Annotated in this window: 10 protein-coding genes; 4 read left to right on the top strand and 6 right to left on the bottom strand. The window is 62.3% G+C overall.

Going from position 1 to position 12617, the window contains the following annotated elements; translation table 11 throughout:
- Window positions 1-94: 94 nt before the first annotated feature.
- Both BXY39_RS16605 and BXY39_RS16600 read right to left on the bottom strand, forming a co-directional pair.
- Window positions 95-1195: a DUF6492 family protein gene (locus BXY39_RS16605; protein ID WP_121940018.1), complete on the bottom strand. Its 1101-nt coding sequence runs from the start codon at window positions 1193-1195 to the stop codon at window positions 95-97.
- Between the two features lie 30 nt (window positions 1196-1225).
- On the bottom strand, window positions 1226-4093 hold the full coding sequence (locus tag BXY39_RS16600) for an ATP-dependent DNA helicase (RefSeq protein WP_121940017.1): 2868 nt from the start codon (window positions 4091-4093) through the stop codon (window positions 1226-1228).
- 243 nt (window positions 4094-4336) lie between these two features.
- Here BXY39_RS16600 and BXY39_RS16595 point away from each other — a divergent pair, with 243 nt between their 5' ends.
- Complete coding sequence (locus BXY39_RS16595) at window positions 4337-5923, top strand: lysine--tRNA ligase (RefSeq protein ID WP_121940016.1); 1587 nt, start codon at window positions 4337-4339, stop codon at window positions 5921-5923.
- Between the two features lie 17 nt (window positions 5924-5940).
- On the opposite strand, the gene BXY39_RS16590 is transcribed toward BXY39_RS16595, so the two are convergent.
- From BXY39_RS16590 to hrcA, 3 genes are all read right to left on the bottom strand, one after another.
- Complete coding sequence (locus tag BXY39_RS16590) at window positions 5941-6468, bottom strand: MotA/TolQ/ExbB proton channel family protein (RefSeq protein ID WP_121940015.1); 528 nt, start codon at window positions 6466-6468, stop codon at window positions 5941-5943.
- Window positions 6469-6617: 149 nt separating this feature from the next.
- Window positions 6618-7253 (bottom strand): nucleotide exchange factor GrpE, encoded by a 636-nt coding sequence (gene grpE, locus BXY39_RS16585; protein WP_121940014.1) that lies wholly within the window; start codon window positions 7251-7253, stop codon window positions 6618-6620.
- A gap of 62 nt (window positions 7254-7315) precedes the next feature.
- On the bottom strand, window positions 7316-8353 hold the full coding sequence (hrcA, locus tag BXY39_RS16580) for a heat-inducible transcriptional repressor HrcA (RefSeq protein WP_121940013.1): 1038 nt from the start codon (window positions 8351-8353) through the stop codon (window positions 7316-7318).
- Window positions 8354-8571: 218 nt separating this feature from the next.
- On the opposite strand from hrcA, the gene rph reads away from it, so the two are divergent.
- The 3 genes from rph to hemW are packed head-to-tail and all read left to right on the top strand — an operon-like array spanning window position 8572 to window position 11142.
- Window positions 8572-9297 (top strand): ribonuclease PH, encoded by a 726-nt coding sequence (gene rph, locus BXY39_RS16575; RefSeq protein WP_121940012.1) that lies wholly within the window; start codon window positions 8572-8574, stop codon window positions 9295-9297.
- Between the two features lie 13 nt (window positions 9298-9310).
- Window positions 9311-9910, top strand: a complete 600-nt coding sequence (gene rdgB, locus BXY39_RS16570; RefSeq protein WP_121940011.1) for an RdgB/HAM1 family non-canonical purine NTP pyrophosphatase — start codon at window positions 9311-9313, stop codon at window positions 9908-9910.
- Window positions 9907-11142, top strand: a complete 1236-nt coding sequence (gene hemW / locus BXY39_RS16565; protein WP_121940010.1) for a radical SAM family heme chaperone HemW — start codon at window positions 9907-9909, stop codon at window positions 11140-11142. Before rdgB ends, hemW begins: the two co-directional genes overlap by 4 nt.
- Here the strand turns inward: hemW and BXY39_RS16560 are convergent.
- Entirely contained in the window at window positions 11111-12490 is a 1380-nt protein-coding gene (locus tag BXY39_RS16560; RefSeq protein ID WP_170163903.1) for a penicillin-binding protein activator, read from the bottom strand. The two genes, hemW and BXY39_RS16560, sit on opposite strands and share 32 nt — an antisense overlap.
- Window positions 12491-12617: the final 127 nt, after the last annotated feature.

Raw genomic sequence — 12617 nt, 5'->3', positions numbered from 1 at the left:
TACGGTCTCCAGAACAGGGGGGAGGGAACGGAAAGCCACCCTATGAGGGGGCGGCACGGTCTTCAAGCCCTTTTGAAATCGGCAGGGGAACCCCTTACCGGAAGAGCCGGGGGCGCCAGCCGAAAAATGATCCGGCAAGGCTGTTGCGGACCGGGGGCACGCTTTGAAAATAACGCACTTCCTCCGCACCATCGACCAGCCCGGCATCCCGCCATATGTCGGCAAAACGGTCAAGAATGGTCCCGTCCCGTGTTTCCAGACGCCGGCGATGCAGGCCCAGACAGTATAAATCCGGCTCCTCAATCCAGGACAGAACCATGCGCTCGTCCTCACCGGGGGCGGGAAAGCGGTGAAAGGCCGTCACCGTCGCGCGCGGACCGGTCACATAATGATCTTCCACCGTGTCATAACGGCCAAGCAGAAACGCGTAATAAAGATAGAATTCAAGAAGATTCAGCGCCCTGTAGGTCCGCACAGTCAAAGGACATCCGATAACCACTTCAAGCGCGGTGGTCATCGCCAGCATTTCATCGGTATGGACAAGAAACGGGGTTGCCGTCGGCAGGGCCCCGTCCAGGCGGCGGTCGGGATCGGACGCACCGAACAGACGGCAGGCCCGATCGAAGTAGCGCCTGTACTGGTCAATGATCCGGTACCGGTGGGTTATCAGCCGGCCGTCATCGGCGAAAAACCGGCTCGCCGTGACCGGGCGGAAAAAATGGTTCTTCGCGTCCAGCAACAGATACTGCGGCTGGCTGACAAATCCGGCGGCCCGGATCTTCAGATATTGCTGGGACCACCAGCCATGCCGCGCGGTGCGCTGCCCCAATGATCCGCCCAGTGACCGGCCCAGCGGTCGGCCCAGTGACCGGGCCAGGGAGCGCGGGTTCAGAAGCGTCACTTTTTCACGAAACAGCCCATAGTCGTCCAGAACAACTTCATTAAAGGCACGCTCAAACCGCTTTGGCTGCGGGTCATTATTGATCACCCAGATCCGCGACACCGCATCGGGCGCCAGAAACCGGGCGAGAGACCGCGCCTGCAATTGCAGCAGACGAATTTCCGGCATGAAGGCGATGGTGACCACATCCAGCTGTCTGGACGCTTGGGCGATGGTTTCGTTTCCGCCATGAAGGGGCGATTGAACTGCCCCTTTACCCTGCTGCCGCAATATCGAATTTGCCTGATGAAACATGGTTGTTATGCAATACCACCAAGCGCTTGCTCAAGCAATTGAAGATTGCGTAATATCAACCGCCTGTTTTAGTCCGACACGCTCGACAGGGACCACCTCGGGCAGTGCCGTCAACAGGCGGCTTGGCGTCTGGCCGTCCAGAATCACGAAAACACCCCGATCGTCCGCCCGGCGGACCAGACGGCCAAAAGCCTGGGCCAGTTTCAGCCGCGTCAGCGTTTCGTCATAGCTTCGCCCGCCAAACGCCGCGCGGCGGGCCCGGTGCAGCAGTGTGGGCCGCGGCCAGGGAACACGGTCCATGACAATCAGGCGAAGGGACCGGCCCGGTACGTCAACCCCGTCGCGCACCGCATCGGTACCCAGAAGACAGCTGTTTTCATCCGCGCGGAACATATCGACCAGTGTCGCGGTATCGATCGGGTCCACATGCTGGCCGTGCAGGGCGATACCGTTCTGTTCAAGCGGTTCGGCCAGACCGGCATGGACGGCACGCAAACGGCGGATGGCCGTGAACAGGCCAAGCGCGCCGCCGCCCGCCGCCAGAAACAACACGCGGTAAGCTGCCGCGATCCGGGCATTGTCGGCCTTGTTCACATCATTGACGACCAGCACCCTGGTCAGGCTGCCATAGTCGAACGCGGACGGCAGATGCAGGCGTTTCGGCGGCACCGCAAGATGCGAGGCACCGACACGCATGTCCGCGCTGCTCCAGTCGTCTTCTCCGGCCCCGTGGTCGCGCAATGTCGCCGAGGTAATGACAATACCGTGTGCCGGTTTCAACACACTGTCGGCAAGCGGGGCGGTCGGGTCCAGAAAATGACGGTGCATGCCCACGTCGATCTCGCGCCCCTCGATCCGGTCGAGGGCAAGCCAGCTCACCGTTTCCAGTTTTTCCGGGATTTCGACGCCCGGCAGGTCCCCGGCGGACGTCTCCGACGTCGCGCCAAGCTCCGACACCATGGCAAGCCAGCCGCGCACAAGGTCGGCGCGCAGGCTCAGGGCGCGGGCGGCCGCATCCAGCCGTCCCCGCGTCTGACTGTCCAGCGTTTCCGCCTCTTCATCCAGAAAATCCACCAGACGCGCGGCAAGGGCCGCCATTGGACGCATCAGTGCGTCAAGCGTGCCGGCCACAGCCTCTGCCCCGGCGAGTAGGCCCTCGCCCGGCCGGTGAGCAGGGGCCTCCAGACCGTAAGGGCCGTCCGCCCCGCTGCGGGCCAGAACGTGCGCCCGCACCGAGGCAAGGAATCGTTCAAACGGTCCGTAAGCGGCAGCCGTCTGCACACGGCCCAGCCAGCCGTCCGACGGCAGATGAAAGGCGGCGTCGATACAGGCATCAAGCTGCTGGCGCGCGGATGTATCGTCACCGATCAGGTCCTCCAGCCTTTGGGCAAGACCGCGTGCCCGCGTGGACCCGCCTGACTCCTTGCCGCGGAGCCAGCGCCGCAACTCGGCCCCTTCCATGCCTGTCAGATGCAGGGCAAAGGCGCTGTCCGCGGCATCGAACAGATGATGGCCCTCATCGAAAACAAACCGCCGCGGCGTTTCGGGGTCATCGCCGCGATTGACCGTCTGCGCCATCACCAGCGCGTGATTGGCCACGACCAGATCGGCATGCCGCGATTTGCGCGCCGCCTTTTCTATGAAACAGCGGCGGTAGTGGGCACAGGCCGCATACAGGCATTCCCCGCGCCGGTCCGTCAGCCCGGCAATGCGGTTGCGGCCGAAATGCGGGCCAAGCCAGCTTGGAAAATCGCCGCCGATCATATCCCCGTCGCGGGTAAAACGCAGCCAGCGCAGCACCAGGCCGATCAGCACGCGGTCCCGGTCCTCGGCTCTGTTGCCGGGCGCGCGACCGATGGCGTCCTGCCGGGACAGTACGGCCCGGGTCGTTTCCTCAATATTCAGAAGGCAGGCATAATTCTCGCGCCCCTTGCGGATGACGGCACGGGCGGCCTTGACACGCGGGTCCGGGTAAAGCCGCGACAATTCCTGATCCAGCTGGCGCTGCAAATTCTTGGTATAGGTTGCCAGCCAGACGGGTCCGCCGTTTTTTTCCGCCCACAGGCTGGACGGGGCGATATACCCCAGTGTCTTTCCCGTGCCCGTGCCGGCTTCAAGCAGATGCAGATTGGGGCCGTCCGCCAGTTCGCGCGGAGCAAAGGCATGGGTGGCGGCACGGGCAAACCGGTCCTGGGTGGCCCGGTCTTCGGCCCCGTCGCCCAGCATGGCTTTCAGGCGGGCGGCCGCTTCATCCGGCAGAACCGGCCGGTCGTCCGGTGGCGGCAGGGGGCCGTGGTCTTCCCATTCATCCAGCTCGTCCCAGACCTGGATGCCGCCCGCGCTTTTTTTTCGCGGCGGACCGTTTTTTCCGGACAGGCCGGCCCCTTCCCGGGGTCCGTGGCCAAACGCATCGATGACATGGGGCCCCCACAGCCAGCCGGCCCGGGCCATCATCGTCGCCGCGGCGCCGGCACCGGCACGGTACCGGTAGGTTTCCGCCGACAGATCCGCCAGCAGACGGGCGGCGCAGGCGCGGATGCGGATGCTTTCCGCTCCCTCGTCGGGTCCCTCTGCGGAAACGCCGAGCGCAGCGGCCAGCCCCGCGCCGGTCGGCAGGCAGAACCGCCCCGGCCGTACAAAGGCAAACAGCTCCAGAAGATCATAGGCACGCAGGCCTTTCAGCCCCAGACGCCGCGCCGTGACCACGCGTGAGATCATCAGGTGCGGCTCGGTGCTGGCGGCCTCCGCGGCAGCGTCCAGGTTCAGCATTGCCGGCGGGGTCTCGCCGTCCCAGCGTTCGGCGGAAGCGGCCCCGACCACAAGCACCGGAAGAGTGTCGAGTCGCGCCGCCGCCGCTTCCGCCGCCAACACCAGATCGTCTGTCGGCGCCTGTGTCATAGGATGGGCGGTATCCCGGGATGTTGGTTGTTTTGCCATGCAGACACACTAGCCCTCTGCCTTCAAAACGCCAGCACCGCTTGACGCGGCGCGGCGATTTGCATAGCGTCCGCCAGCCTGCCGCAGGCAGTCGCGGGTCTTTGAACAGGATCAGGGCCCGAATGGGCCGACCGCATCACAAGGACCCGGCCGCATCGTCTTTAAACCCATACAGATAGTCAGGACGCCCCCATGACAGTGCCGATGACCGACATGGCAGAACTGGCCCTTTCTTCCAAGGCATGGCCCTTTCAGGAAGCCGAAAAACTTTTGAAACGGCTGAAAGGCGGCGCACCGGAAAAAGGCTATGTGCTGTTCGAAACAGGCTATGGCCCGTCCGGTCTCCCGCACATCGGCACCTTTAACGAAGTGGCGCGGACCTCCATGGTCCGCCGCGCCTTCGAGGAGCTGACGGGCCTGCCGACAAAGCTGATCTGTTTTTCCGACGATATGGACGGCCTGCGCAAGGTGCCCGACAATGTTCCGAACAAGGATATGCTTGCCGCCAATCTGGGAAAACCGCTGACAGCGGTGCCGGACCCCTTTGGCACCCATGACAGTTTCGGCGCCCACAACAATGCCCGGCTGAAGGCTTTTCTCGACACGTTCGGCTTCGACTATGATTTCTACTCCGCGACAGACTGCTACAAAAGCGGGCGGTTCGACAGCACCCTGCTGAAACTGGCGGGTGTCTATGACAAGGTCATCAATGTCATCCTGCCGACCCTTGGCGAGGAACGGCGCAAAACCTACAGCCCGTTCCTGCCCGTCTGCCCGAAAACCGGTGTTGTTCTTCAGGTTCCCGTCACCGTTCTGGACGGGGCCGAAGGTCTGATCGCCTTCGAGGACAGCGAAGGGGAACGCCAGGAAGTGCGCGTGACCGGCGGGACCGTGAAATGCCAGTGGAAAGTGGACTGGGCGATGCGCTGGGATGCGCTCGATGTCGATTATGAGATGGCGGGCAAGGATCTGATCGAAAGCGTCAAACTGTCTTCCATCATTCGCCGTATTCTGGGCGGCCAACCGCCCGAAGGCTTCAATTACGAACTGTTTCTCGATGAAAAGGGCGAGAAAATCTCAAAATCCAAGGGCAACGGTCTCAGCATCGAGGAATGGCTGCGGTACGCCAGCCCCGAAAGCCTTGCCTTTTATATTTTCCAGTCCCCCAAAAAGGCCAAGCGCCTGTATTTCGACATCATCCCGAAAGCCGTGGACGACTATTACACGGCCCTTGAAAAATACACGGGCGAGGACAGCGCGGCCCGCTACAAAAGCGCGGTCTGGCATATTCACGGCGGCCATGTCCCATCGGACACACTGCCGGTCAGTTTCGCCCTGCTTCTCAATCTGGTGTCAGCCGCCCACGCCGAGGATAAAGCCAAGCTGTGGAGCTTCGTCTCCCGCTATGCGCCCGGCGCAACGGCCGCAGCTTACCCCGCCCTCGACAGGCTGATGGACTATGCGCTGAAATATTACGAGGATTTCGTCCGTCCCAACAAGGCATACCGTCTGCCGGACACGGAAACCGAGCTGTCCGCCTTTGCCGCCCTGAAACACCGGCTGGAAGCCCTGGACCCCGGCGAACACGATGCCGAAACCATCATGACCGAGGTTTATTCCGCCGGGAAGGACGCAGGTTTTGAAAACCTGCGCGACTGGTTCAAGGCCTGTTACGAAGTGCTTCTGGGCCAACCGCAGGGGCCGCGCATGGGCGGCTTTATCGCTCTTTACGGCATTCCGGAAACGCTGTCCCTGATCGATACGGTCCTCGCGGGTAAAGCACTGGACTGAAAGCCGTCAGGGCGGGTTTAGTTGTCCAGGACGATTTGTTTTTCAGCCTGTTTCAATTTGTTCCGCGCCTGCCGTTCAACCATGTTGGCGATAAACAGACCGGACAGTGCACCGACCATGCCGGCCATGGTCGTGATAGTGGCCTGACTGACGCCGGCGGCTATCGACCGGCTGTCATTGCTGCCGGTCGCGTTCAGCACGTCAAACACATCGATCATGCCGACAACGGTCCCAAGCAGGCCGCATAACGGACAGATCGCCACCAGCGCCTTGATGATACCGATATTCTTTTCCGTCTGCATCTTCAGGTCGCTCAGCATCGCCCGACGGATCTGGTAGGCATACCAGGACCGGCGTTCTTCCCGGGCCTGCCAGTTACTTTTCAGACCGGACAGCTTTTTGTCAAAGGCCGCCCGGAAGAACAGAAACCGGTCCACGCTGAGAGACCAGAACAGAAGAATGACGAAAAACAGGGTCCACATCATCGGACCGCCGCGTTCCATCAAAATACCAAGGCTGGTGAAACTTTCCTGAATGACAAGCATGACCGACCGCCCCCTGTACGGATATGTCTCTGTATCCGGGAAAATGGGCGGCGGCGGATGAACCGGCCTTGATTGGAGTCAAAATTTGTGCGGCGCAACAAAAACTTCATATAAAGTTCATGCCGGACCCCGGCAATTCCCGGGTCCTGTCAGGCCTGTGTGTCGACCTTGGGCGCCTCTCCCTCGGCCTTGGCAACGCCGACCATGGCTGGACGCAGCAGACGATCCTTGATGCGGTAGCCGGCGGCCACCACCTGAACAATCGTCCCCGTCGGGTGATCGTTCGAGGGAACCTCGAACATGGCCTGATGGGCATTGGGGTCGAATTTTTCCCCTATCTCGGGCTCCACCAGGACAATGCCGTGTCCCGACAGGGTATTTTGCAGTTCGCGCTCCGTCATGGAAACGCCATCGGCAAAGGCCTGGACATCATCGCCAAGGGTTTCCGGCAGACTGTCCAGCGCCCGTTTCAGATTGTCGGCCACCGTCAGGATATCGCGGGCAAAACGGGTCACCGCATAGGCACTGGCATCCGCCTTGTCCTTTTCACCGCGCCGGCGCACATTCTCGGTTTCAGCTTTCTGACGCAGCAGCGCATCTTTCAGTTCAGCGATTTCGTCCTGAAGACTGCCGGCAGGGTCCTCGCCGTGGCCTTCCGCTGCGGCGAACGCCTCCTGGTCTTCCGCGATCGGCGGCGTGTTGTCCTCGACAGTCATATCCCCGTCACTGTCGTCTGCCTCAGGCTGCTGGTGCGGGTCGTTTTCTTTCAACTGCTCGTCACTCATATGTCTTTATCCGTTCTCAGTCTTCATTCCGGTCCGGCCGATGCAGCCGTCTTCACACTATGTCAAAGCTGGCCGCTGATGACCTGCGCCGTATAATCCACCATGGGAATGATACGGGCATAATTCAGCCGTGTCGGCCCGATCACACCGATCACGCCGACAACATTGTTCGCGCCCTTCATATAAGGAGAGACGATCAGAGAGGAACCCGAAAGGGAAAATAAATTTGTCTCCGACCCGATATAAAGCCTGACCCCTTCACCCTGGCGCGCCAGTTCCAGCAGACGCACCAGATCCCGTTTGCGCTCCAGATCCTCGAACAGACGGCGCAGTCTTTCCAGGTCTTCGGATGCAGTCACATCGTCAATCAGATTGGCCTGCCCCGATATGATCAGCGAGGCTTTGTCCTCATCCGCGCCGGACCAGACGGCAAGGCCCTTTTCAACCACGTCCGCCGCCAAAACATCCAGCGCGGTTTTGTGATTGGCCAGATCCTCCTCGATCATGGCGCGTGCCTCTGTCAGCGTCCGGCCCGCCAGACGCTGGTTCAGATAATTGCCCGCCTGTATCAGCGCCGTTGCCGGCAGGCCGGGCGGCAGATCGATCAGCCGGTTTTCCACATGGCCGTTTTCACTGACAATGATGACCAGCGCCCTGTCCGGCGCCAGGGGCACAAACTCGATGTGGCGCACGCCGTCATCTTCCTTCGGTACCAGCACGACGGACGCACAGTGCGACAGACCGGACAGCTTGCGCGTCGCCTGCGCCAGCAGATCTTCCGTCGTCAGGCCGCTTTCCTCGGCCCTGGCTTCCAGACTGGCGCGTTCCGCCGTCGTCAGATTGCCGACCTGCATCAGGCCGTCGACAAAAATACGCATGCCCAGATCCGTCGGCACCCTGCCCGCGGACGTATGCGGTGCCTCCAGAAGGCCGGCCTCCTCCATATCCGCCATCACATTGCGGATGGTGGCGGGCGATACATGAATGCCGTCGGCCCGGCTGATGGTGCGCGATCCGACGGGCTCCCCCGTTTCCAGATAGGTTTCGACGATCTGGCGGAAAATCTGCCTGGACCGGTCGTTCAGAGCCTGCAACGACATGACTACCCGTTTCTTATGAACCCTGCCGATAAAATCTAGAAAGCGGGATGACATCCGTCAATCGGTGACAGCGGCCCTGTAATCACCTCACACCCTGCCTGCGATCACCCTATGGCTTTGACGCGCGCCGGGCTTGCCGCTAAAAGCGGGCAGGCCCGTCACCCGCTTGCGCTTTCGGCGGCTGTGCCGGCACCACATCTGACAGGAAAGGCAAAGGCATGCGAGCAAGCGGCCGCGCGGCGGATGAAATGCGCCCCATCGAAATGATCCCCGGTTTTTCAAAACACGCCGAAGGCAGCTGCCTGGTCAAATTCGGCGATACCCATGTGCTGGTGACGGCCACCTTCGAAGACCGGGGGCCGCCATGGCTGCGCGACAGCGGTAAGGGCTGGATCACCGCCGAATACGGCATGCTGCCCCGTGCGACCCATGACCGCACGGGTCGCGAGGCCGCGCGCGGCAAACAAACGGGACGTACGCAGGAAATCCAGCGCCTGATCGGACGGTCTCTGCGTGCGATTGCCGACCTGTCGGCCCTGGGCGAACGGCAGATCCGCGTGGACTGCGATGTTCTCCAGGCGGACGGAGGCACGCGGACCGCATCGATTTCCGGCGCCTATGTGGCCCTGCACCAATGTGCCCACTGGATGTATAATGAGGGTTGGCTGGAACGCAAACCGCTGTCGGACAGTGTCGCCGCCGTATCTTGCGGGCTGGTGGACGGCCAACCGGCGCTCGACCTTGACTATGTCGAGGACTCCGGCGCGTCGACAGACGCCAACTTCGTACTGACGGGCCAGGGCGGCATCGTGGAAATTCAGAGCACGGCCGAGGAAGACCCCTTCACGGAAGAGGAATTTCTGCGCCTGCTGCGTCTGGCCCGGATCGGCTGCGACACAATCCGGCAGGCACAGGATACCGCAATCCGCTCCTACGCCGGGTAGGAAAGGGCAGGACATGGCACGCCTTTTCGATGGCGAAAAACTGGTGATCGCCAGCCACAACAGCGGCAAGGTGCGCGAGATCGGCGACCTGCTCGCGCCTTTCGGCGTGACAACCGTTTCCGCCGGCGATCTGAACCTGCCCGAACCCATGGAAGACGGCGACACCTTCATTGCCAACGCCGAACTGAAAGCACGGGCGGCGGCACAGGCGGCCGGTCTGCCGGCACTGGCCGATGACAGCGGTCTTTGCGTTCACGCACTGGACGGGGCCCCGGGCATTTACAGTGCCCGGTGGGCAGGTTCGCCGCGCGATTTCACGGCGGCAATGCGCACGGTCGAGGACAGGTTGAACGGCGCCAGGGACCGCAGCGCCCATTTCACCTGCGCCCTCACGCTGGCCTGGCCGGACGGCCATGCGGAAAGTTTCGAGGGTGAGGTCCATGGCAACCTTGTCTGGCCCGTGCGCGGCGAGCGGGGCTTTGGATACGACCCCATGTTCCAGCCCGACGGACACAGCATCACCTTCGGTGAAATGGAACCGTCCAGAAAGCACGCCATGAGCCACCGTGCCCGTGCGTTCGAACAGTTGATCGCGGCCTGTTTCAGAAAATGACGGCACGGCCGGCGGGAAACGGATCATCCACGGCATTGCCGAAGGCAAGGACACTGCCCGCGACACCGGCCTTTGACGCCGCGATTTATATACACTGGCCGTTTTGCGCGGCCAAATGCCCCTATTGCGATTTCAACAGCCATGTGCGCGAACGGATCGATCAGGACTGCTGGCGTGACGGCCTTCTCAGCGAGATTGACGGCTTTGCCGACAGGTATCCGGGGCTGAGGCCGCTGTCGGTTTTTTTCGGCGGCGGGACACCCAGCCTGATGCCGGATGAAACCGTTGCGGCGGTTCTTGCCCATCTGCGCACCCGCTGGCCGCATGCCGACTGGCCCGCCCTTGAAGTCACTCTGGAAGCAAATCCAACCAGTGTTGATGCGCAGCGATTTCGCGGTTACGCGCATGCGGGGGTCAACCGTCTTTCCATGGGCATTCAGGCCCTGAATGACACGGACCTGAAACTCCTGGGGCGCTGGCATTCCGTGGCCGAGGCATTGAGGGCTCTTGATGTTGCGCGAGATAACTTTAAAAGAATCAGCTTCGATCTGATCTATGCCCGGCCCGGACAGTCGCTGGCGACCTGGCGCCGCGAACTGGGCCGTGCCCTTGCTTTCTCGCCGTCCCATCTGTCGCTGTACCAGTTGACCATCGAAGAGGGCACGGCGTTTTACCAGCGCCACCGGCGCGGTGAATTCACCCTGCCGGACGAAGACCAGTCCCACGCCCTCTTCATGGAGACGCAAAGCCTGTGCGGATCAGCCGGACTTCCGGCTTATGAAATATCCAATCATGCGGCAAAGGGCCAGGAAAGCCGCCACAATCTTGCCTACTGGCGCGGAGATTTTTACGTCGGCATCGGCCCGGGTGCGCATGGCCGCCTTCCCGGTGATCAGCCGGGTGCGGCACTCGCTCACAGTCAGGTCCGCCGGCCGGAAGGCTGGCTGGACGCCGTTGTCGCAGACGGCATCGCGCTTTTCGAGGCAACGACGGTCACCCCCCGCGACCGTTTTGAAGAAATGCTGATGATGGGACTACGCCTGAAGGGCGGCATCGATCTGGCGGATCTGGGACAGCGGACGGCATTAGGGCCTCAGGACTGGCCGGTGAACCGCCCGGCGCTGGAAGCCATGATTGCCAGCGGACACCTCCGCCGTGAAGGATCGCGGCTGGCGGCAACAGAACTGGGCTGGCCTCTTATCAATCACCTTGTGACGCGGTTGATCGTTTAAAACCGGCCTCAGAGCGGTCGGGCAGCGGGGAAAGCCGCTCGCCGAAACGGGGAAAGGCCTCAATGGGCGGGGCTGCGACACGAACTCCGTCACGGACAATTTCCAGAACCGCAAGGGCACGTTCATTCGTTCCGTCAGGCAACAGACGAAACAAACCGTCCAGGCCTGAAAATCCCCGTTCATCCGTCAGGCGTTCGGGCGAAAGCGCTTGCCCGATAAGGCTTTCCATGAATGCCGGATCCGTGCCCGCAGGCAGTGTGGGCGGCAGATCGCGTATCATCGCGGCCAGCAGCGCAACCGCATCATAGGACAAGGTCGCAATCCGGGGCGGACGATCCCCGAAGGCCGTCTCGAAGCGCTGTGCCCAGGCGGCACGGGGGCCGGGCAGCGGCGCGGCGTACCATGCCCCTTGCAGGGGCGGTTCACCGCGCAGGTCCGGATCATCCCACAGGCCGGTGCCCATCAATTTCACCTCGGCCGGATCAATTTCATAAAAGGGCAGCAGCGGTGCGATGGTGCGCAGCAGGGCCCCGCCTTCGGGAACCAGAACCGCCTCGAAAGGTGGCGGGCCCAGGACTTCCCTGGCCTCAAGGCTGTCGGCAATTTCGTCGGTCATATCGTCACCCAGATCACGCAGGGTCCGCACCTCCAACCGCAAGGCGTCGCGGCGACGTTCATAATCACCAAGCCGCTGTATGGGACCCGCCAGGGCATCCGCGTCCGGGGGATAGCGTTCCAGCGCGGTGACACGGCCCACCACCGCCACCGCATCGCCGAAAGCCGTACGGACCCTGTCGCCGTAACGGCCTTCGGAAAACAGGCCGCCAAACCTGTTATAGCCGCTGTCAGACGCATGTTCGACAACACGGCGGACCTCGTTTTCAGGCAAAAACCCAAGAATGTAACGCCGTGGTGCAGCCACACGGGCATCGTTGGAAAACCCCAGGGTCATCAGACCTGCGGCGGCTGCCACGTCGCCGGCGGCGGCAACATTGTCGGCCAGAAGCGGGCCGACAAAAATATGGACGCCCTTCTCCACGGCCATTCGGGCGGCCGCTTCCGCGCCGTCGGGGGTGCCGGCGGTATCGAACGGCAACAGGCGGATACGCGGATCATAGGCATCCATCAGGGCCATGGTCGCGGCGTCCAGAAGGGCCTGCCCGGTTTCGCCCTCCGTTCCTGACAGGGGCAAAAGCATGGCGACGCGGATCTCAACCGCCACCTCTTCGGCCACGGCCTCATCCTCGGGGGGCGCTGCTTCCGCCACCGGCGAGGGCGGTGCCGGGGCTGTCGGCTCAGGCCGGGGCGCGGGCGTCGCACACGCCGCAAGGCAGAGCAGAACGGCCATCGCACGGAACGGCATCCGCCTCACAGGCAACGGCTTATGCTCGAAACAGGTCTGCAAGACAGGCACCCCTGACTGTTTCACGGTTTCATGGGTATTGTCGAAAATACAGTCTAATATCCTGACATGA

Origin of the sequence: Eilatimonas milleporae, from assembly GCF_003688555.1 — a bacterium.
Taxonomy (GTDB): domain Bacteria; phylum Pseudomonadota; class Alphaproteobacteria; order Sphingomonadales; family Kordiimonadaceae; genus Eilatimonas; species Eilatimonas milleporae.
Note: the sequence above shows the minus strand (reverse complement) of the source record. Positions and strands in the feature narration are given on the sequence as shown.